This is a genomic window from Promicromonospora sp. NFX87, assembly GCF_048564965.1.
GTDB lineage: Bacteria > Actinomycetota > Actinomycetes > Actinomycetales > Cellulomonadaceae > Promicromonospora.
In genome coordinates this window covers 5,062,977-5,082,907 of the sequence record NZ_CP183413.1, presented here as the reverse complement: position 1 = coordinate 5,082,907, position 19,931 = coordinate 5,062,977, and the positions used below count along the sequence as shown (strand labels likewise).

At 71.9% G+C, this 19,931-nt stretch carries 23 protein-coding genes; 12 read left to right on the top strand and 11 right to left on the bottom strand.

Going from position 1 to position 19,931, the window contains the following annotated elements; translation table 11 throughout:
* Positions 1 to 148: 148 nt before the first annotated feature.
* Entirely contained in the window at positions 149 to 730 is a 582-nt protein-coding gene (locus ACNYC2_RS22845) for a hypothetical protein (protein WP_419703977.1), read from the bottom strand.
* 299 nt (positions 731 to 1,029) lie between these two features.
* The gene (locus tag ACNYC2_RS22840; RefSeq protein WP_419703976.1) at positions 1,030 to 1,536 is read right to left on the bottom strand and encodes a methyltransferase; all 507 of its coding nucleotides are present in this window, start codon (positions 1,534 to 1,536) and stop codon (positions 1,030 to 1,032) included.
* A gap of 56 nt (positions 1,537 to 1,592) precedes the next feature.
* On the opposite strand from ACNYC2_RS22840, the gene ACNYC2_RS22835 reads away from it, so the two are divergent.
* Positions 1,593 to 2,552, top strand: coding sequence for a hypothetical protein (locus tag ACNYC2_RS22835; RefSeq protein WP_419703975.1), 960 nt, complete (start codon positions 1,593 to 1,595; stop codon positions 2,550 to 2,552).
* Positions 2,553 to 2,567: 15 nt separating this feature from the next.
* Here ACNYC2_RS22835 and ACNYC2_RS22830 read toward each other — a convergent pair whose 3' ends face one another.
* Positions 2,568 to 3,017, bottom strand: coding sequence for a SufE family protein (locus tag ACNYC2_RS22830; protein WP_419703974.1), 450 nt, complete (start codon positions 3,015 to 3,017; stop codon positions 2,568 to 2,570).
* Between the two features lie 65 nt (positions 3,018 to 3,082).
* Between ACNYC2_RS22830 and ACNYC2_RS22825 the strand changes: the two genes are divergently transcribed.
* Positions 3,083 to 3,382: a DUF3175 domain-containing protein gene (locus ACNYC2_RS22825; RefSeq protein ID WP_419703973.1), complete on the top strand. Its 300-nt coding sequence runs from the start codon at positions 3,083 to 3,085 to the stop codon at positions 3,380 to 3,382.
* A gap of 74 nt (positions 3,383 to 3,456) precedes the next feature.
* Here the strand turns inward: ACNYC2_RS22825 and ACNYC2_RS22820 are convergent, their stop codons facing one another.
* Together ACNYC2_RS22820 and ACNYC2_RS22815 are read right to left on the bottom strand one after the other, a co-directional pair.
* Entirely contained in the window at positions 3,457 to 4,350 is an 894-nt protein-coding gene (locus ACNYC2_RS22820; protein WP_419703972.1) for a sulfurtransferase, read from the bottom strand.
* Positions 4,351 to 4,419: 69 nt separating this feature from the next.
* Positions 4,420 to 5,664: a transcriptional regulator gene (locus tag ACNYC2_RS22815; protein ID WP_419703971.1), complete on the bottom strand. Its 1,245-nt coding sequence runs from the start codon at positions 5,662 to 5,664 to the stop codon at positions 4,420 to 4,422.
* A 268-nt stretch (positions 5,665 to 5,932) separates the two neighbouring features.
* On the opposite strand from ACNYC2_RS22815, the gene ACNYC2_RS22810 reads away from it, so the two are divergent.
* Positions 5,933 to 6,571 (top strand): hypothetical protein, encoded by a 639-nt coding sequence (locus ACNYC2_RS22810; RefSeq protein ID WP_419703970.1) that lies wholly within the window; start codon positions 5,933 to 5,935, stop codon positions 6,569 to 6,571.
* Between the two features lie 178 nt (positions 6,572 to 6,749).
* Here ACNYC2_RS22810 and ACNYC2_RS22805 read toward each other — a convergent pair whose 3' ends face one another.
* Positions 6,750 to 8,393, bottom strand: coding sequence for a vWA domain-containing protein (locus ACNYC2_RS22805; protein ID WP_419703969.1), 1,644 nt, complete (start codon positions 8,391 to 8,393; stop codon positions 6,750 to 6,752).
* Between the two features lie 213 nt (positions 8,394 to 8,606).
* Here ACNYC2_RS22805 and ACNYC2_RS22800 point away from each other — a divergent pair, with 213 nt between their 5' ends.
* Both ACNYC2_RS22800 and ACNYC2_RS22795 read left to right on the top strand, forming a co-directional pair.
* Positions 8,607 to 10,130, top strand: a complete 1,524-nt coding sequence (locus ACNYC2_RS22800) for an aldehyde dehydrogenase family protein (RefSeq protein WP_419703968.1) — start codon at positions 8,607 to 8,609, stop codon at positions 10,128 to 10,130.
* An 81-nt stretch (positions 10,131 to 10,211) separates the two neighbouring features.
* Positions 10,212 to 10,625, top strand: coding sequence for a DUF779 domain-containing protein (locus ACNYC2_RS22795; RefSeq protein WP_419703967.1), 414 nt, complete (start codon positions 10,212 to 10,214; stop codon positions 10,623 to 10,625).
* A 21-nt stretch (positions 10,626 to 10,646) separates the two neighbouring features.
* Here ACNYC2_RS22795 and ACNYC2_RS22790 read toward each other — a convergent pair whose 3' ends face one another.
* Positions 10,647 to 11,060, bottom strand: a complete 414-nt coding sequence (locus tag ACNYC2_RS22790; protein WP_419703966.1) for a hypothetical protein — start codon at positions 11,058 to 11,060, stop codon at positions 10,647 to 10,649.
* Between the two features lie 127 nt (positions 11,061 to 11,187).
* Here ACNYC2_RS22790 and ACNYC2_RS22785 point away from each other — a divergent pair, with 127 nt between their 5' ends.
* From ACNYC2_RS22785 to ACNYC2_RS22775, 3 genes are all read left to right on the top strand, one after another.
* Positions 11,188 to 11,973, top strand: a complete 786-nt coding sequence (locus ACNYC2_RS22785) for a MerR family transcriptional regulator (protein ID WP_419703965.1) — start codon at positions 11,188 to 11,190, stop codon at positions 11,971 to 11,973.
* 95 nt (positions 11,974 to 12,068) lie between these two features.
* Positions 12,069 to 12,953, top strand: coding sequence for a PfkB family carbohydrate kinase (locus ACNYC2_RS22780; protein ID WP_419703964.1), 885 nt, complete (start codon positions 12,069 to 12,071; stop codon positions 12,951 to 12,953).
* Positions 12,944 to 13,582: a nucleoside/nucleotide kinase family protein gene (locus tag ACNYC2_RS22775; protein ID WP_419703963.1), complete on the top strand. Its 639-nt coding sequence runs from the start codon at positions 12,944 to 12,946 to the stop codon at positions 13,580 to 13,582. The genes ACNYC2_RS22780 and ACNYC2_RS22775 overlap by 10 nt, the downstream gene beginning before the upstream one ends.
* Before the next feature lie 15 nt (positions 13,583 to 13,597).
* On the opposite strand, the gene ACNYC2_RS22770 is transcribed toward ACNYC2_RS22775, so the two are convergent.
* Both ACNYC2_RS22770 and ACNYC2_RS22765 read right to left on the bottom strand, forming a co-directional pair.
* Positions 13,598 to 14,329, bottom strand: coding sequence for an Rv3235 family protein (locus tag ACNYC2_RS22770; protein ID WP_419703962.1), 732 nt, complete (start codon positions 14,327 to 14,329; stop codon positions 13,598 to 13,600).
* 89 nt (positions 14,330 to 14,418) lie between these two features.
* Positions 14,419 to 15,207, bottom strand: a complete 789-nt coding sequence (locus ACNYC2_RS22765) for a hypothetical protein (RefSeq protein WP_419703961.1) — start codon at positions 15,205 to 15,207, stop codon at positions 14,419 to 14,421.
* Between the two features lie 153 nt (positions 15,208 to 15,360).
* Here ACNYC2_RS22765 and ACNYC2_RS22760 point away from each other — a divergent pair, with 153 nt between their 5' ends.
* Complete coding sequence (locus ACNYC2_RS22760; protein ID WP_419703960.1) at positions 15,361 to 15,915, top strand: hypothetical protein; 555 nt, start codon at positions 15,361 to 15,363, stop codon at positions 15,913 to 15,915.
* Positions 15,916 to 16,024: 109 nt separating this feature from the next.
* On the opposite strand, the gene ACNYC2_RS22755 is transcribed toward ACNYC2_RS22760, so the two are convergent.
* Complete coding sequence (locus tag ACNYC2_RS22755) at positions 16,025 to 16,243, bottom strand: helix-turn-helix transcriptional regulator (protein ID WP_116673897.1); 219 nt, start codon at positions 16,241 to 16,243, stop codon at positions 16,025 to 16,027.
* A 207-nt stretch (positions 16,244 to 16,450) separates the two neighbouring features.
* On the opposite strand from ACNYC2_RS22755, the gene ACNYC2_RS22750 reads away from it, so the two are divergent.
* From ACNYC2_RS22750 to hisN, 3 genes are all read left to right on the top strand, one after another.
* Positions 16,451 to 17,131 (top strand): hypothetical protein, encoded by a 681-nt coding sequence (locus ACNYC2_RS22750; protein ID WP_419703959.1) that lies wholly within the window; start codon positions 16,451 to 16,453, stop codon positions 17,129 to 17,131.
* On the top strand, positions 17,128 to 18,411 hold the full coding sequence (locus ACNYC2_RS22745) for an AAA family ATPase (RefSeq protein WP_419703958.1): 1,284 nt from the start codon (positions 17,128 to 17,130) through the stop codon (positions 18,409 to 18,411). Before ACNYC2_RS22750 ends, ACNYC2_RS22745 begins: the two co-directional genes overlap by 4 nt.
* Positions 18,412 to 18,520: 109 nt before the next feature.
* A complete protein-coding gene (hisN, locus tag ACNYC2_RS22740) occupies positions 18,521 to 19,306 on the top strand; it encodes a histidinol-phosphatase (RefSeq protein ID WP_419707891.1) in 786 nt (261 codons plus the stop codon).
* A gap of 49 nt (positions 19,307 to 19,355) precedes the next feature.
* On the opposite strand, the gene ACNYC2_RS22735 is transcribed toward hisN, so the two are convergent.
* Positions 19,356 to 19,913 carry a DUF6912 family protein gene (locus ACNYC2_RS22735; protein ID WP_419703957.1) on the bottom strand — a complete coding sequence of 186 codons (558 nt, stop codon included), beginning with the start codon at positions 19,911 to 19,913 and terminating at the stop codon, positions 19,356 to 19,358.
* Between the last annotated feature and the right edge of the window lie 18 nt (positions 19,914 to 19,931).

The following is a 19,931-nucleotide window of genomic DNA, read 5'->3' as shown; positions in this document are numbered from 1 at the left end:
ATCCGGTCGTTCACAAAGCAGTGAGGCCCTTTCCCGAAATTCGGGAAAGGGCCTCACCGGTAGTCTTTTGCACCAGCCCCACCGTTCGCGAACAGCTGGCGGAAAAGACGTCAGATACCGGCCGTGCTGGCGACGTCCGGCGAGCTCGTCACATTCCCGGAAGGGGAAGGGGGAGAGGAAGGGGCAGGGGAAGGCCGAGGCTGCCGAGGAGCGAACCGAGCAGGTCGCCGAGCGTGGCGAGCAGGCCGTCCAGCAGGCCGAGGTCAGGAACCGGGAGCGGCACCGGGAGGTCCGGGACCGGGAGGTCCGGCACGGGGACGTCCGGCACCGGAAGGTCGGCCGGAGCGTCAGGAACTGCCTCGACCGCGGTCGAGGCTTCCGGTACCGCTACGGCCTCGGTCGCGACGTCCGGTACTGCCTCGGTCTCGGTCGCGACGTCAGGAACTGCCTCGACCTCGGTCGCGACGTCAGGTACCGCCTCGGTCTCGGTCGCGACGTCAGGTACCGCCTCGGTCTCGGTCGCGACGTCGGGCACTGCCTCGACCTCGGTCGCGGCCTCCGGCACTGCCTCGACCTCGGGCGCTGCTTCCGGAGCGGCCTCGGGCTCAGCCGCGACCTCCGGCACCGGATCGGTTGCGGTGACCGCGGCCGCGGGCGCATCGCCCTCGGCCGTCACCAGGGCGCTTGCCCCTGTCGTGGCTGCGCAGACCATGCCCGCCGAGACGGCCACGGTAACGACAGCTCGGCTGACTGCACGGAATCCTCGGATCATGGTATTTCCCCTCGAATAGCTCCGTCGAAACAGCGGTAGAGCACACTCGTGTGTTCCATGGAGAAGAGTCAGACGCACTTTTCACCCTGTCAATCGGAACGCATTGAGGGGTGTGCGGAATGAAACGAGACAATCCAGGATCGAACCCGGGGGAAGAGTGATAGGAAAAGCCCGTAACTCCGACATCACAGTGGTGATACAGGACGGTCGTCCAGATCAGGTATCAGGTGTCGAAGGCAGGAATCAAGCGTCAGGAATCAGACGCCAGGTATCAGCCGCCACAGGGAAGTGACCTCGCGCCGTCGTGCTTCGTGCAGCACGTCGGCGGCGTCGTTCGCCCGGGGATGGCGCGGGCTCGTGTCGTGCCGCCCGGCGACCCGCAGGCCGGCGTCGGCGATCCGGGTGAGGAGCTCGTCGCGCGTCCGTAGCCCGAGGTGCTCCGCGAGGTCCGAGAGGACGAGCCAGCCCTCGCCTCCGGGCATGAGGTGCTCGGTGAGGCCGTCGAGGAACCGGTGGAGCAGGTCGGAGCCGGCGTCGTAGATGCCCAGCTCGAGAGCGGAGGTGGGGCGCGCGGGGAGCCACGGGGGGTTGCAGACGATCAGGTCGGCCCTGCCGCTGGGCCACAGGTCCGCCTCGACGACCTGCACCCGGTCGGCCAGGCCGAGCCGGCGCACGTTCGAGCGGGCGCAGGTCACCGCCCGCGGGTTGATGTCCGTGGCGATGACCGTGCGCACTCCGCGCCCGGCGAGGAGTGCCGCGAGCACTCCGGCGCAGCCGGAAATGCCTCGTCGGGATCGTGGTTGGTTGGCATGATCGCCGCATGACACGCGTCCGACCGACCTGGCCCGACCTCCCGGCGCACGTGCGCGACGCCGTCGCCGCGCGGCTCGGCGGCCCGGTCACCGGCTGGGCCTCGCACGACGGCGGCTACTCGCCCGGCTGGGCGCTCACGCTCGGGTCCGCGACCGGCAGCGCCTTCGTGAAGGTCGCCTCGACGGAGCACGAGATCGCCGCGAGCCTGCACCGCCGGGAGGCGGTGCGTGCGGCGGCGCTGCCCGACGGCGTCCCCGCGCCGGCCTTCCGCTGGGCCATGGAGCTGCCCGACCCCGGGGAGACGGAGCCCGCGTGGGTGGTCGTCGCGTCGGACGTGGTCGACGGGCGCGCTCCCCGGACCGAGCCGTGGGACCTGGACGACCTCGACCGCCTGCAGCACCTGGCCCGGCGCATCGCCGAGCACGAGGCGCCGGACGGCGGCGCGTTCCCCACCTTCAGCGAGCGTGCGTGGCCGGAGTCGGCCGAGCTCGCGGACGAACGTCCCGCAGGCCTGGCGACCTACGACCCGTGGCTCGCGGCGAACCTCGACCGCATCGCCGAGATCGCGTCACCCGAGCGGCAGGCCGAGGCGTTCGCTGGCTCGCACCTGGTGCACGCCGACCTGCGCGCGGACAACGCGCTCGTCGTCCGCCGGGCCGACGGGGTGGAGGAGGCGGTGGCCGTGGACTGGCCGCATGCCGTGCGGGGACCGGCGTTCCTGGACCAGACCGGCATGCTCCCGGCCGTGCACGCCACGGGCGGGCCGGCTCCGGAGGAGGTCCTGGAGCGGGCGCCGCTCCCGGCGGGTGTGGACCCGGAGGCGGTGACGGTGTGGGTAGCGGTGCTGACCGCCTATTTCGCGCGCAGCTCGCTGCAGGACCCGCCGCCCGGCATCCCGCACGTGCGCGCGTTCCAGCGCATCCAGGCGCAGTCGTGCATCCCCTGGCTCCGCGCCCGGCTGGGTTAGACCGAAGTGTCCGACCTACGCGGCGGCCAGCTGCTCGCGGACCTGGCGCTTGGCGCGCGTCAGCATCCCGGCCATGCCGTTCAGCCGCAGCAGGCTGACGACCTTGGTCAGGCCGAGCTGGAGCGGGAAGTCCTCCGGCACGTCCAGCACCTGCTGCGCCGTCAGACCGGTCAGGCCCTGCGCGAGGATCGACGCGAAGCCCCGCGTGGTGGGCGCCTCCTCCGGTGCGCTCGCGTGGAAGGCGACCACGCCGGCGTCGTCCACCTCGGCGAAGGCGTAGACGGGGGACTGGCACTCCTGGACCCGTTCGAGCCGCTCGGGCGCGTCCGCGTACTTCGCGGGCAGCGGTGGAAGCTCGCGGGAGACCTCCAGCAGGAGCTGGAGCCGGTCGCGCTCGGGCGTCTCCAGGAAGGCGTCCCGCAGCTCGGCGAGGGCCTCGGGCAGGTCGACGTCGTTGGTGCTCATCTGTTCATCCTCCCACCGCCACGGAGGCTCGGGCGAGCGACCGGGCGGCGTCGTACGGTTGACGTATGGCCGAGAAGAAGCGGTCGAAGAAGGACCGCGAACGCTGGTCCCAGGACGTCACCGAGGGCAGTGACGCACTGGACCTCGAAGAGGGTGTCTTCACGTGGCGGGACCCCGCGCGGATCGCCCGCTCGCTGAAACACTCCGCGGAGTCGAGCGACCGGCGCAAGAGCTCCCCGTACCGTTCGGCGATGTCGATGCTCACGTTCTACGTGAACCGAGCGGGCAAGGAGCTGGACGCGGACCAGCGTGAGGTGCTCGAGCGGGCGAAGGACGAGCTGCGCAAGGCTTTCGGACGCACCTGACCTGTCAGAACCCGCCGGACGTGTCAGACGTACAGGTCACCCGGGTGACCTGTACGTCTGACACGTTCGGCGGGTTAGACGGTGCCCGGCTCGGTACCCGTGGCCACCGGCACGCGGACCGCGTTGCCCCACTCGGTCCAGGAGCCGTCGTAGTTGCGCACGTTCGTGTAGCCGAGCAGGTGGGTGAGCGCGAACCAGGTGTGGCTCGAACGCTCGCCGATCCGGCAGTAGGTGACGACGGCGTCGTCCGGGCTCATGCCGAGGCCCGCGGTGTAGATGGCCTCGAGCTCCTCGCGCGACTTGTACGTGCCGTCCTCGGCGACCGCCGTCGCCCACGGGACGTTGCGTGCGGTGGGGATGTGGCCGCCGCGCAGCACGCCCTCCTCCGGGTAGTCCGGGATGGCGATGCGCTCGCCCGTGTACTCCTGCGGGGAGCGGATGTCGACCAGCGGGCCGTTGCCGAGGTGGCCGAGGACGTCCTCGCGGAAGGCGCGGATCGCGGTGTCGTCCCGCTCGACCACGGGGTACTCGACGGGCGCGGGCGCCGGGACGTCCGTGGTGAGCTCGCGGCCCTCGGCGCTCCACAGGCCACGGCCGCCGTCGAGCAGGCGTACGTCGGAGTGCCCGAACAGCGTGAACACCCAGGCCGTGTACGCGGCCCACCAGTTGTTCTTGTCGCCGTACAGGACGATCGTCGTGTCGCGCGTGATGCCCTTGGCGCCCATGAGGGCCGCGAACGCCGCGCCGTCCAGGTAGTCGCGCATCTCGGGGTGCTGCAGCTCGGTGTGCCAGTCGACCTTCACGGCGCCGGGGATGTGGCCGGTCTCGTAGAGCAGCACGTCCTCGTCGGACTCCACCACGACGATCCCCGGGTCCTTCAGGTGCTCGGCCAGCCACGCGGTGCTCACCAGTCGTTCCGGGTGGGCGTACTGCGCGATCTTGTCCGAAGTGTCGATGGGCGCGGGCATGGGGCCTCCTCGTAGAGCACGTGCACTGACAGTCAGGGCAACACCCGGCCCCGCCGAAAAGATCCCGGCTCAGGACAGGCGTCGCTCCAGTACGCGCAGGTGCGCCAATGCCCGCACCGACTGCGGCCCGCCGGGCGGTGCGAGCCGGGCCAGCCGCGTCCAGGCGGCGTGATCGTCCGCCCCCTCGCTACGGGCGGTCCACTGCTCGACGGCGGCCACGTCGTCGCAGGCGTGCACCGCCTCGCGGACCTCTGCCTCGAGCTCTTCGCGCAGCCGCTCGACGCCGGGCGCGACCGACCGCCGCAGCAGGGATTCGGGGTAGGCGGAGAGCGCGCCGCGCACGTCGCCGCGCCGGAGCCGGGAGCGCACCGTGCCGACGTCGGACCGCAGGGGCCGGGTGAGCCGGTAGGGACGGGAGCCGGCGAGCAGGGGGCCACCGAGGACCGCGTCGGCGACGCGGCGCAGGCGGGAGATCTCGGCACGCACGGCGACCAGGGACAGGTCGCCGGGGTGCAGCAGCACCGCGAGCTCCTCGGCGCCGAGGCCACGCGGATGCTCGGTGAGCAGGAGCAGGATCTCGGCATGCCGCAGCGACAGCCGGCGCCCGCGGAGCATGGGCGGCCCGAGCAGCCGGAGGTCCGGCGGGCGGTCGGTCGCGCCGGGGCCCGCGGCCCGTACGGCGGAGCGGGTGGCGAGCTCGCGCTCGACCATCGCGACGGTGGCCCGGACCAGTGCGAGGGCGACGTGGCTCCCGGCGACGCTGCCGCCGGTGAGGTCGAGGACGCCGACGATCCCGCCCGCCGCGTCGCGCACAGGGGCCGCGGTGCAGCTCAGGCGCTGGGCCGGACGCATGAAGTGCTCGGCGCCGAGCACCTGGACCGGACGCCGCGTCGCCAGCGCCGTGCCGGGCGCGTTGGTGCCGACGGAGTCCTCGCGCCACACCGCGCCCTCGACGAACCCGACGTGGTCGACCGCGGAGCGCACCGGTCCGCGGCCCTCCACCCAGAGCAGCCGGCCGACGTCGTCCGACACCGCGACCACCAGGTCGTCACCCGTCGCGCCGCCCACCAGATCCCGGACCAGGGGCATCGCGACCGCCAGGGGGTGGTTGCGGCGGTAGTCCTCGAGATCGCCGGACGCCGCGACGGCCATCTCGCTGGGCTGGTCCGGGTCCACACCGTTGCGGAGGCTCCTGCGCCACGAGGCCGCGACGACGGGATCGATCCCCGTGGGCTCCTGCGAGCCGGCGGAACCGACGAAGCTCTCGTATGCCGCGCGTACCCACTGCGCGTCCCGGTGTGGCACCTTCGCCATGCTGCCCCAGACCTCGTCCGGACGCCGTCGTCGAACCCCGCCAGTCTAGGCGCCAGGCGTCGCCTTTGACAGGCTCCCCGCCCGGAACGTCGGCCAGCGACCGGGCCGCACGACTTTCCACACATCACAGGTGTATTACGGTCTCGCCGCGCGCTACTCAAGAAGTAGTTCTAGCGTCATTCTCATCGGTAGTTAATAGGGCTTCGAGCCCGACACGTTGTTTTCATGGGATCTCTCTTTGGGGGAAGAGTTGAACACCATCGCACTGGTGAAGGCGGAACCTGCGATATCCGACAGCGACGAACAGCCGAGCGACAGACCGACCCGACTTCCCGCGCTCGACACTGCCACCCTGCCGCCGCTCGACTCGCCGCAGCCCGAGCCGGAGCTTGCCGATCTGGCCGGCGCCCGCGGGCGGCGCCCCTGGGTCTTCGGCGCCGCGATCGTCACGGGTGTGGCCGTCGCCATCACTCTGTGGGCGGCCTCGGCTCACGCCGACCGGACCAGCCACCTCGTGGCCCTCGGCTCCCAGATCGACATGCAGGTCAGCACCACGGCCGCCCGGTCGGACGACCTGACGGCGGTGCTGGCCATGGCCGAGCGGGTCTACGAGCACTCCGACGGCCAGGTCGCCGACCCGGCCACCCGTGACGTCCTCGCCCAGGCGATCGCCGACGCCCGGTCGGCCGCGGCGCAGCGCGTGACGGACGCCCCGCCGTCCTCCGTGACGCAGGCTCAGACGCTGCTCGCCCAGGCGACGCACATGGAGGACTCCCTGGACTGGGCCACCGAGGACCTGCGTGTCGCCGTCGACATGGTCCAGCAGTCGCAGGGTGCGCAGCGCGCCCTGGATTCCCGGGACCCCGTTGGTGACCGGACGATCCTCACCTCCCGCGAAGGTTCCTGAAGCGCATTCATCGGCATTTGCCGGCGGCCTAAACTTCCGGCGCTCTTCAAGCATGGAAACCTCTTTCCACGATTTCCGGATCCCTTTGCCACCGTGCACCGCTCTCGATCGGGCTTTCTGATCGAGCCAATGCATTGAGCGTCATGCCCACGGCAGTGCATTTGATGCGTAGCAGCGATCACGCGACCCGGCGGTAGGCGTCGACCAGATCGACGAACTCCGCCCGCAGACCGTACGGGTCCCGGCCCAGAGCGCTCGACGCGCGTTCCCTGACGGCGTCGAGGCTCGCGTCGGCCCGGTACTCCGACGCGGTGGCGATCAGCCCGAGCTCCGCCACGGCGGAGGCGAAGGCGAAGTCCGCCGTCGGCGCCGACGTGAACGCGTCCGCGCCGACGGGAAGCTCGACCTCCGTGCTCGTGCCGGGGTCGTCACCCTCCGGTGCCTTGTACCGGACGTGCACGGTCATGAAGTCGTCGCTGCTGCCGACCTCCCGTTCGCTGTACTTCAGGTCGCCGCCGTCGGAGCCGGGGTCCGTGCCCAGGCCGCCGTCGGCCGGGACGAGCTCGTAGAACGCGGTCACCGCGTGCCCCGCACCGACGTCGCCGGCGTCCTTGGTGTCGTCGTCGAACTCCTCGTCCTCCAGCCGCCGGTTGTCGTACCCGATCAGCCGGTACGAGGAGACGGTCCCCGGGTTGAGCTCCACCTGCAGCTTCAGGTCCTTGGCCACCACGAACATGGTGGAGTCGAACTCGTCCACCAGGACCTTGCGCGCCTCGGCCAGGGTGTCGATGTAGGCATAGTTGCCGTTCCCGTGGTCGGCGATGGCCTCCATCGTGCTGTCCTTCAGGTTGTACATGCCGAAGCCGAGCACGGACACGTAGATCCCGGACTTCCGCTCGGCCTCGACCAGGTCCGTGAGCTCCTCGGGGGTGGACGGGCCCACGTTGAAGTCGCCGTCCGTCGCGAGGATCACCCGGTTGTTGCCGCCCTCGACGAAGTTCTCCTCGGCCAGCTCGTACGCCGTCAGCAGGCCGTCCGCGCCGCCCGTCGACCCGCCGGCCTCCAGCGACCGCAGGTGGTCCACCAGCACGCCGTGCTCCGAACCGGGCACCGAGTCCGCCACCACCTGGTTGTCGCCCGCGTAGGTCACTATCGACACACGGTCGTCCTCGTCGAGCTGCTCCACCAGCAGCGCGAACGACTCGGCGAGCAGCGGCAGCTTGTTCGGCTCGTCCATCGACCCGGACACGTCGAGCAGGAACACGATGTTGTTCCCCTCCGACGTCGGTATCGCCTCCGTGGCCTGGACGCCCACCATGGCGAGCTGGTGCTCCGGGTTCCAGGGGGCGGTCGCCACCTCGGCCGTCATCGAGAACGGGTGCTCCGCGCCCGGCGCGGGCGCCTGGTAGTCGTAGTCGAAGTAGTTGACGAGCTCCTCGATGCGCACGCCCTCCGGCGCGACTCCCTGGTTCACCTGTCGGCGCAGGTTCGAGTACGACGCCGTGTCGACGTCCGCCGAGAACGTGGACAGCGGGCTCGTGGCGACGTCCTGGAACGGCGTCTCGGGGGAGTCGTCGTACTCCTCGGTACCGGGTGTCCCCGGCTCGGGGAGGGGCGGCGCCACGTCCCTGCTCAGCGCTCCGTCCGTCGCCTGGCTCAGGGCCTCGCCGCCCGACAGGTCGGGAGCCGCCGGCGCCGGCACGTCGACGGGCTCGGCATCGCCGCCGGCGTCGGCCGTGCAGCCCGTGAGCGCGAGCGCCGCGGTCAGCAGTACTGCCGCGGCGGACAAGGACGCGCGGGTCGTGCGGGGTGCGAAAGTCATGGTGGTAGGCCTCTCGTCCGGGTGATCCGTCCTTCGATGTCCATTTGTTCCGCCAACGGCCCGGCTTGCCCCGTCCAGGTCACGGTCCGGTTGCAACCCCGATGCAACGCCCCGCTGCCTAACCTCGCCCCACCCGGCTGCACCGTCGCACCCGGGTGTGACTCCGCCGGGCAGCCGACGGCGGGCACGAGAGAACCTGCGAGGAGGCAGACCATGACCGTGTACGCAGCCCCGGGAACCGAAGGTGCCATCGCCACGTTCCGGCCCAGGTACGACCACTGGATCGGGGGCGAGTACGTGGCCCCGGCGAACGGCCAGTACTTCGAGAACCCCAGCCCCGTGAACGGGCGGACGTTCACCGAGGTCGCGCGCGGCGACGCCGACGACATCGACCGGGCCCTCGACGCCGCGCACGGCGCGGCACCCGCATGGGGCCGGACGGCGGTCACGGAACGGGCGCAGGTGCTGAACCGGATCGCCGACCGCATCGAGGAGCACCTCGAGGAGCTGGCCGTCGCCGAGACCTGGGAGAACGGCAAGCCCGTCCGCGAGACCCTCGCCGCCGACCTGCCCCTGGCGATCGACCACTTCCGCTACTTCGCGGGCGCGATCCGGGCGCAGGAGGGATCGATCAGCGAGATCGACGGCGACACCATCGCCTACCACTTCCACGAGCCGCTGGGCGTGGTCGGGCAGATCATCCCGTGGAACTTCCCGATCCTCATGGCCGTGTGGAAGCTGGCGCCGGCGCTCGCGGCGGGCAACGCCGTGGTGCTCAAGCCCGCCGAGCAGACGCCGACGTCGATCCTGTACCTGATGGAGCTCATCGCGGACCTGCTGCCGCCGGGGGTCGTGAACGTCGTCAACGGGTTCGGCGCCGAGGCGGGCAAGCCGCTGGCGAGCTCCCCGCGGATCCGCAAGATCGCGTTCACGGGCGAGACCACCACGGGCCGCCTGATCATGCAGTACGCGTCGCAGAACATCATCCCGGTGACGCTGGAGCTCGGCGGCAAGTCGCCGAACATCTTCTTCAGCGACGTCGCGGCGGCGAAGGACGAGTTCTACGACAAGGCGCTGGAGGGCTTCACGATGTTCGCCCTCAACCAGGGCGAGGTGTGCACGTGCCCGTCGCGTGCGCTCATCCAGGCGGACATCTACGAGTCGTTCCTGGCCGACGCCGTCGTGCGTACCGAGGCGATCAAGCAGGGCAACCCGCTCGACACCGACACGATGATCGGCGCGCAGGCGAGCAACGACCAGCTCGAGAAGATCCTCAGCTACTTCGACATCGGCAAGGCGGAGGGCGCCAAGGTGCTCACCGGCGGGTTCCGCGCGGAGCTGGACGGCGACCTGGCGGGCGGGTACTACGTGACCCCCACGATCTTCGAGGGCAAGAACTCCATGCGGATCTTCCAGGAGGAGATCTTCGGGCCGGTCGTGGCGGTCACGGAGTTCGGTGACTTCGACGACGCGATCAAGGTGGCCAACGACACCCTGTACGGGCTGGGCGCGGGCGTGTGGACCCGGTCCGGTGCGGACGCCTACCGCGCGGGCCGGGCGATCGAGGCCGGCCGCGTGTGGACGAACTGCTACCACGCCTACCCGGCCGCGGCGGCGTTCGGCGGGTACAAGGGCTCGGGCGTGGGGCGCGAGAACCACAAGATGATGCTCGACCACTACCAGCAGACGAAGAACCTGCTGGTGAGCTACGCCCAGGGCAAGCAGGGCTTCTTCTAGACCCGGCTTGGAGTCAGACGTACAGGTCACCCGGGTGACCTGTACGTCTGACACCCTCGCCCCTGCCATCAGGAGGTGCTCATGTCCGACGACGTCCCCCAGGTGTCTTCCGCGCCGCCCGCACGGGTCGCACTGACCGACGCAGCGGCGGCACTGCTCGTGCGCCTGCGCGCCAGGCACGGCGAGCTCATGTTCCACCAGTCCGGTGGCTGCTGCGACGGCTCGTCGCCCATGTGCTTCCCGGACGGCGACTTCATCACCGGCGACGCCGACGTGCACCTCGGCGACCTCGGTGTCGGGGCGGACGGCGCAGCGTTCACCGTCCCGGTCTGGATGAGCCGCAACCAGTTCGAGTACTGGAAGCACACCCACCTCACGATCGACGTGGTCCCCGGCCGGGGTGCGGGGTTCAGCGTGGAGGCGCCCGAGGGCGTGCGCTTCCTCATCCGGTCCCGGCTGTTCACCGACGAGGAGTGGGAGCTGCTCCGGGACTGACCCGGGACGGGAGCGCACCCGTCAGTCCGGCGTGAGCGGACGGACCCCGTGCGCCGTCGCGAGGAAGAACCCGGCGAGCGTGATGTCGTGCTCCGCCGCGGCCGAGCGGAGGGCCGCGCGCCAGGCGAGATCGTCGGACGAGGCGAGCGCCGGGCCCGGCCGCTCGAGCATCAGCACCACGGAGGAGCCCGGCTCGTCCCGCAGGATCTCGTGCCAGGCCTGACCCAGGTTGCTCACCATGAGCACGTCGGGCTCGTCCGGTACGTGATCGATCGGCACGATCACCGGCAGCGGGCGGCGCCGGTGGTCCAGCATGACGAACCACAGCGTGCGGCGGCGTGGTGTGACGCCGTCGTGCAGGAACCTCACGAACGCGAGCAGGGCCGCGTCGTCGGCCAGCGGTTGATCCGGGATGATGTCGCTTGATGCGGTCATAGGTTCAGTATTGGCGGGCGGGCGCTGGAGCGATCCGAGTTATCCACAGGCGGTCATGGCATCTCACCGAAACTTCTTGGGATCGGGGCTTGAAGTTGACGCGGCGTCAACCTCTACGGTGAGAGACATGCACTGGTCCATCCAAGAGATCGCACGGCTGACCGGCGTCACCAGCCGGACGCTGCGGCACTACGACGCGGTAGGGCTCCTGCCCGCCGTCCGGACGACGGCGAGCGGCCCGCGCCGCTACGACCGCGCCGCCCTGGTGCGGCTGCAGCGGATCCTGCTGCTGCGCGATCTCGGACTCGGCCTCGGCGACATCGCCGGGGTGCTCGACAGCGAACAGGACGAGGCGAAGGCGTTACGCCGGCACCTCGACTCGTTGCGGGCGGAGCAGCACCGGCTGGCGCGGCAGATCGCGTCGGTCGAACGGACGGTCGCCGCTCTCGAGAAGGACCCCGAGGCGAACGAGGACATCATGGCGAAGGACATGCTCGACGGATTCGACCACACCCGGTACGAGCAGGAGGTGACCGAGCGCTGGGGCCGGGACGCGTACGCGAAGGGCGACGCGTGGTGGCGCGGGCTCGGCAACGAGGGGCAGGACCGGTTCAAGGCGGAGGTGCAGGCCCTGAACGCGGCCTGGATCGGGGCCGTCGAAGCCGGCCTGGACCCGGCATCGGACGAGGCCCAGGCGATCGCCGCCCGGCACGCCGCGTGGCTCGTCGCCGTCCCGGGCACGCCTGGCCACGAGCAGGGCCGCCCCGACAAGGGCTACCTGCTGGGCCTGGGCGACATGTACGTGGCGGACGACCGGTTCGCCGCGAACTACGGCGGCACCGAGGGGGCCACGTTCGTCCGTGACGCGCTGCGGGTCTACGCCGAGCGGGCCTACCCGGAGGGCGAGGCCTGAGCTCGGTAGGCGCCGCGCAGGAGGCGCATGGGCTGCTGGTTGTCGGCAAGACTTCCTCGGTAACTGACACTCAGTTTCACAGGTAGCCTCTGCACATGCCCGACGTGCCAGCCAAAGTCAACGAAAAAACGCCCGTGACCTGCTGGTTTGCTGGCCTGACGACGCTCGATGTGATCCACCGCAGCGCCGTTCGGCCCGGTCCGAACCAGAAGATCACCGCCGTTCGCCAGGATGTCTCCGCGGGAGGCCCGGCTGCGAACGCCGCGGTCACCGCGGCGACGCTGGGGGCGCGGGCCCTCCTGATCAGTGCGCTCGGGTCGGGTCCGGTCGGTTCGGCGGCACGCGGCGACCTCGAGCGGCACGGCGTCGAGATCTACGACACCGCCGAGGGGCACGAGATCCCGCTGGCCGTCTCGGCGGTGATGGTCGACGACGCGACGGGCGACCGGTCCGTGGTCTCGCCCGACGCCATGCTCACCGACAGGGTCGACGTCACGCCCGGCGGCCTCGACGCGCTGCCGCGGCCCGACGTGGTCCTGCTCGACGGGCATCATCCGGATCTCGCGCGGAGCGTCCTCGCGTACGCGAACGCCCTGGAGCCGCGCCCTCTGGTCGTGCTCGACGCGGGCCGCTGGCGGCCCGTCTTCGCCGATCTGATGGGGCAGGCGGACGTCACCGCACGATCGGCGGACTTCCGCGCGCCGGACGACGTGGCGCCATCCCGGGCCACGGTCGCCACGCACGGGCCGGACCCCGTGACCTGGTGCGATTACGACGGACGGCACGGCACCACCGGCGTGCCGAAGGTCGACGTGCGGGACACGCTCGGCGCCGGGGACGCGTTCCACGGTGCGCTGGCCGTGGCCCTCGCGCGCGGCGCGGACCTGGAGACGGCCGTCGAGGAGGCAGTACGGGTGGCGTCCCTCCGCGTGCAGTACGTCGGGCCCCGCTCCTGGCTGGAGAACCTGTCGTGCGCCTGACCACTGCCGAGCTCGTCGGGCGGGCGGCCGAGCTGGCGGCCGGGGCCGCCCACACCGGCAGGGCGCGGGTCCTCGGCATCGCCGGACCGCCCGGCGCCGGAAAGTCGACGCTGGCCGCCGCGCTGGTCGAGGCCCTGGCACCCGGTACCGCCGTCGTGGTCGGGATGGACGGCTTCCACCTCTCGAACGCCGTCCTGGAGACGCTCGGCCGCCGCGACCGCAAGGGCGCCGTCGACACGTTCGACGACGCCGGGTACGCGGCCCTGATCCGCAGGATCGCGGACCGGCTCCCGGGCGACCCGCCCGTCTACGCGCCGGAGTTTCGGCGCGAGATCGAGGAACCGATAGCCGCGGGCACCGTCGTCACCGACGAGCCGCTGGTGATCACCGAGGGCAATTACCTGCTCGCCCCCGGCGGCGCCTGGCCGACGGCTCGCGCCCACATGGCCGAGGTCTGGTACGTCGACCTGCCGGACGCCGAGCGCCTGCGGCGGCTCGTCGCCCGGCACCAGGCCTACGGCAAGCCGCTGTCCGACGCCGAGGCCTGGGCCGGCGGCACCGACCAGCGCAACGCGGACCTGATAGCGGCGACCCGGGACGAGGCGGACCTGATCGTCGAGTGGGTCTGACCGGCCGGATCCCGGTCAGCCGATCTCGAGGACCGCTACCCGCCAGACCCCGCGCCGCGCCTCCAGCCGGACCGCCGCCGCCCGGACGCGGCCCTCGTCGTGCAGGATCACCGTCGCCTCGGCGGACGAGGTGCCGAGCCGCACCATCCGTACGCGCCGGACCGTCGCCGCGTGCGCCTTGGGCCGCGGCGGCCGGCTCTGCTGCGCCTCGCGCATGAGCCTTCCGCGCTCCAGGAGCTGGTCGTAGACCTGCGGGGTGACCCAGCGCGCGAGCTGTGCCGCGGGCCGTTCGCCGCGCAGTACCTCGACGGCGGCGCGGACCACGCGGCACACCTGCGCGGTCGGGTCGGGGAGGGGCGGGTCCGGCTCGGGGGTCGGTCGGCCGGCCACCGCCTCGAGGGCCGCGGCCGCGTTCTGCAGGTCCGAGTACGGCGTCCCGCCGATCCGCATGCGCCGCAGCCGCCGGCCGATCCCTGGCCCGGTGACGGGCCCGACCTGTGGCGTGACGGGCCGGCGGATCGGCGCGGCCGGGGCCCCTGCTGCTGCACGTGCCACCGGCGTCCGGCGGGCGGGCGTGGTCGGCCGCGCCTGCCGGGCGGGACCGGATGCGCTCTGTGCCGGCGGGGCCTGCGCGGGAGTGTTCCGGGTCGGCACGGTCTGGGCCTCCGTGGTCTGGGCCGGTGGGCTTGGGCGGGGCGACGTCGCGGCGTCGGGTGGAGCGTTCGGTGGGATGTCGAGCGTGGTCATGGCGTCTCCTGGGGCGAGGTGGAACGGCGTGGGGCGTCTGCGCGGGCAGGTTGTGAGCGTCGGCGGTCGGGCGATTAGCCGTCGTCCGGTCAAGGCTGGCGAAGCACCATGCCGGGGCGGATCAGGTCGGGGTTCGCACCCAGCGCCTGACGGTTGGCGTGGTGCCAGCGCGTGACGGCGTCGGCGATCTGGGCGTCGGCCGGTGGCGTGCCGGCCTGTTCGGCGGCGAGCCTGCCGGCCGCGATCGCCCAGAGCGTGTCGCCGGGTTCGACGACAACCAGCGGCTCGCGTCCGGTTCCGGTGCGCTGGCCCCGGTTGACCAGCGACAACCGTTCGGGTCTCGGCCGCTGGCTCGATGACGTCGAGCGGTCCGCGGCACGGGCCTCTGTCCGGTCTGCCGCCAGGCGCTCGGTCGGCTGCCAGCCGAGGTCGAGGACGACGGCGGTGCCGCCGTCCTCGGATGAATCCGCGCCAGAAGCCAGGTCGGACGCCATGGCGGTGGGCACCGTGAGGGCAAGGCCCACGCCGGCCCCTGCGGCAGCGCGGGCGAGACGGCGCACGAAGGCCGGAGCGTGCAGCGCGACCGCCCGCTCGCCGGCCGCCCAGCGAGGACCCCAGCGGCCCACGACGACACAGGCCAGAGCCAGGAACGCATGCAGCCCGACCCAGCCCGACAGGACCGTGCCCGCTGCGACCGTCGCCAGCTCGACGATGTCCTCGACCGGGAAGAGCGCGGCACCCAGGTCCGAACCGACCTGCCAGGTGCGCATACCGAGCGCGCCGGCGGCGCCGGTGAACGCGACGGCGAGGGCGGCCAGGCCGGCCAGGCCGCGCCGTGCGCTCGTCGATGGAGTGTCTGGGAGGGCGTTGTTCCACATGGTTCCCCCTGCGATAGTCGGCTACTGATCCGATCGAAGCGTTCAGGTCTGTTTGATAGCGGTTGATGCTGTCCGATGACCGATATTCAACCTCGGTGCCTCTGGGGTGTCCACCGGAGAGCGGGATGGCTGTGGATGACGCAGGGTGGTCCCATGGCATTCATGCACCCGGGTGGTCCCACGCGCTGGGAGGCGCTCTTCGGGGATCTCGAGGCGCAGGCCCGTGCGCAGTCGGCGGCCGAGTCCGATGCGTTGGTCTCCGAGATGACACGCGCCGAGCACGCGACGATGACGCTCGCGGACCGGTTCCGCGCCGTCGTCGGGGCGGTGGTGACGCTGGACCTGCTCGCCGGTGCTCCGCTGCGCGGCGTCGTCCGGGAGGCCGCGGACGAGTGGGCGCTGCTCCAGGGGGTCCGGCCCGAGCCGGTCGGCCAGCACCTCGTACCGCTGGCGGCGCTCACCGGGGTGCACGGGCTTGCGCGTCAGGCGGCGCCCGCGACGTCGCGGCGTGCCGCGGTGGGGCTGGGCCCGGTGCTACGGGCGCTGCAGCGCGACCGGGCACGGGTCACCGTGCGCACGCTGAGCGGCATCGTGGGCGGCCGGATCGCGCGGGTCGGGCGGGACCACCTGGACGTCGATGTGCTCGATGGCCGTGGAGCTCGCCTGGTTCCGTTCACTGCCTTGCTGGTCGTGAGCGAGGCGCCCTGAATCGTTCAGGATCGTCCAGGATCCTTAACAAATATCGCAAATGGAGAACGGGACCGGTGTCGCTCCGCATCGAGTGCGTCCGGTCCCGTCGGTGTACAGCTGAGGGCTTTCAGGCGTCCGTGGTCGCCGAGCCCTTGAGTCGTTCGCGGCTCTTTGCATACATGCGCTCGATGTATGCCTCGAGCTCTGCGGCTTCGACGCGCCAGACCTTCTTGGGGCCCACCTGGATGGCGGGAAGGTCGCCGGTCCGAACCAGTGCATAGCCCTGGGCCATTGAGATGTTCAGGGTCTCGACCACGTCGGCCAGAGAGAGAAAGCGCTTTTCCATGGGAACAGTGTGGCACGAGACACCGACATGAGGGGGTTATCCACAAGAAGTGTCTATCTGATGCCGGATCGGCGACGTTCGATCACTATGGTTCCGGCGCTCTGCCTACCCTGTGCGCCATTCTGTCCGGATCGTCGCATCGACTCGTACGCGAAGTTGTACGCGAAGGTCTAACCAAAGTCCACCAAAGTACGCGGAAGGTTCGAGATGACGTATGCCCCGGTACCCCCGGGCCCGGGTCAGGCTCTCCCCGAGCCGGTGGCCACGCGGCTGCGCCGCCCTCGTTGGCGTGATCCGCGCCTGCTGACCGGCGTCGTCATCGTCGCGGTGTCGGTGGCGCTCGGCTCGTGGGTGGTCTCGTCGGCGAGCCGCACCGTCCCGGCGTTCGTCGCGGACGGTGCGCTGACACCCGGCGAGCCCCTCACCGCCGACGGGCTGCGTGCCGTGGACGTCCGGCTCGGTGCCGGGACGGGCCGATATCTCCCCGCGGACGAGCCGCTGCCCGCCGACCTCGTGGTGCTTCGTGTGGTGGACGACGGCGAGCTGGTCCCGCTGACCGCGCTCGGCGCCGATGCCGACGTCCGGTCCGTGGCGGTGCCGGTCGCCTCCGGCCTCTCGGACCGGATCCGGGCCGGCGCGGTGGTGGACCTGTGGTTCGTTCCGGATGCCCCGATCGCGCCGGACGCCGCCGACGACAAGCCCGCGCCGAGCACGCTCGCGCAGAACGTCGTCGTCGAGCAGGTGGATGCCGACGAGGGCGGGATGATCGTGGACGGCACTGTGACGCTGCACGTCCTGGTCCCGGCCGACTCGCTCCCGACGGTGCTGAGCGCGCTGTCGGACGCCGGCACGGTCGCCGTCGTACCGGTGGCGGGTGACGTCGGATGAGCGAGGAGCGGACGGTCACCGTGCTGGTGGCGGTGCACGCGCCCGAGGTGGAGGCGGACGCCGTCACCGTGCTCGGTGCGCAGCCGCAGGTGACCGTGGCGCGGCGGTGCGCGGAGCTGGCAGAGCTCCTCGCGGCGGCCGAGGCCGGGGCAGGGACGGCCGCCGTCGTCTCCGGGGACCTGCCGGGCCTGGACCGGGAGGCGGTGGCGCGGCTGCGTGGCGCGGGCCTGCGGGTCGTGGCCCTCGAGGACCGGGAGACCCCCGCCGGACGCCTCGCGGGGCTGGGGTGCGACGTCGTGGTGGCCGAGGGGGACGCGGAGAACCTCGTCGCCGCCGTGCGTGGCGACGCGCCGGAGGTGGCGGCACCCGTCGCCGTCATGCCCGACCTCGGTGGCAGGCCCGGTACGGTCATCGCGGTCTGGGGCCCCGTCGGGTCGCCCGGCCGGACCACCACCGCCATCGAGCTCGCCGCGGCCCTCGCCGGGGTCGGGACCACCGCTCCGCGCCGCTCCGGCCTGCTGCGCCGGACGCGTTCAGCGGCACCGCCGAACGGCGCGCGCACGGTACTGCTGGCCGACGCCGACACGTACGCGTCGTCGGTGACCTCCCGCCTCGGGCTGCTCGACGACGCACCGGGCCTCGCCGCCGCGGCCCGCGCGGCCGGGCAGGGCGTGCTCGACGTCGTGACGCTCGCCGGGCACAGCCCGGTGGTGCTGCCTGGCGTGCGGGTGCTGACCGGCATCACCCGGGCGTCCCGCTGGCCGGAGCTGCCTGCCGCGTCGTTGGACATGGTGTTTCAGCGGTGCCGCGAGCTCGCCGCCTGGACCGTCGTCGACTGCGGCCCGGTCCTCGAGACCGACGAGCTCCTCATGTACGACACGCGTGCGCCCCAGCGCAACGGCGCGACCCTGAGCGCCCTGCAGGCCGCGGACGTCGTGGTGGTGGTCGGCGGGGCGGACCCGGTCGGCATGCAGCGCCTGGTGCGCGGCCTGGAGGACCTGCGCGACGCGGCCGTGCCCGTGCCCGCCGCACGGCTCGTGGTGGTGAACCGGGTACGCGACTCCGCCGTCGGGCGGCGGGCCGAGTCCCAGGTCCGCGACGCGCTCGCGCGCTACGCCGGGGTCGACGACGTGCACCTCGTGCCCGACGACCCGGCGGGCCTCGACGCCGCGCTGCTGGCGGGCCGGGTGCTCGCCGAGTGCGCCCCGGGCTCCCCGGCACGGGCCGCGTTCGTCGGGCTCGCGAGCCGGGTCCGGGAGCTGGTGCCCGCTGCGGTCTGACGCGCCCCGGCTCCGGCCCCTGGGGAGCCGCCGCGTAACAATCAGCCCGCTCGGCGCGGCTCGGCGGCGGAAAAGTGACATCCGGCGCTAGGTTGTGGGCGTGGCCGCCATGACGAAGGACAACTACGCCGACGACCTGCGTCTGGCGCACGTGATCGCCGACCAGGTCGACTCCATCACCATGTCGCGGTTCAAGGCGCTGGACCTCAAGGTCGAGACCAAGCCGGACCTGACGCCGGTCACCGACGCCGACCGGGCGGCCGAGGACTTCATCCGCGGTCAGCTCGCCCGGGCCCGCACGCGCGACGCGATAGTCGGTGAGGAGTACGGCTCCGCCGGCAACGGCGCGCGGCGCTGGATCGTCGACCCGATCGACGGCACCAAGAACTTCGTGCGCGGCGTACCCGTATGGGCCACGCTGATCGCCCTCGCCGACGGCGACGAGGTGGTCGTCGGCCTGGTCAGCGCGCCGGCGCTGGGCCGCCGCTGGTGGGCCGCGAAGGGCTCTGGCGCGTGGACGGGCAAGTCCCTGGCCGCCGCCTCGCGGATGTCCGTCTCCGGCGTCTCCCGGATCGCCGACGCGTCCTTCAGCTACGCGTCCCTCGGCGGCTGGGAGGAGCGCGGCTCGCTCGACGGGTTCCTTAACCTGACCCGCGCGTGCGCGCGCACGCGCGGGTACGGCGACTTCTGGTCGTACATGCTGGTGGCCGACGGCGCGGTCGACATCGCCGCGGAGCCCGAGCTCGAGGTGTACGACATGGCGGCGCTCGTGCCCATCGTCACCGAGGCCGGCGGCACGTTCACGTCTCTCGAGGGCAAGCCCGGGCCGTGGGGCGGCAACGCGGTCGCGACCAACGGCAAGCTGCACAAGGAAGCGCTCGACTACCTGGCCTGAGCGCTGTTCGGGGCTTCGCCGTACCGCTGGTCGAGCCTGTCGAGACCCCTCAGCCCCGCGGGATCGACTTGATCTCGCTCCAGTCGTACCAGAGCAGGTCGCGGTCGGTGACCCGCTGCAGAGCCTCGTCCAGCGCGGTCTCGGACTCCGCGCCGATGTCGGCGGTCGCCTCGGCGTCGCTCTCCTCGTCCGCTGCCGCGAGCACGTCCGCGATATCGGCGGCGGCCTCCAGCTCGTCGACGTGCACGCAGACGATCGCCACGTTCTCGACGGTGCTGACGACCTCGATCTCCGAGGCGACCGCCTCGTCGTCGTCAGGATCGCCGGAGCCTCGCACCGGGCCGACGGCCGTGTCCGGCACCTCTACCGTGATGACCACGCGCTGGTGTGCCGCGTCGGGACGGCCGGCGATCAGCGCGAGAGAGTCGTCGGCGGCGTTCAGCGCGGCGATGTACTCGAGCCCCTCGGCGTCCTCGTCGGGCAGGCCTGCCTCGAGGTCCTTCGTGACGGCGTGCACGCGGCGCGGGGCGACGGTCCAGCGGGCAGCCGCAGAGGTATGGGTGACGGCGTCGAGCTCGTCGAGCGTCGCGGGCACGTAGATACGCATGTGCCCAGTCTGCCGTGT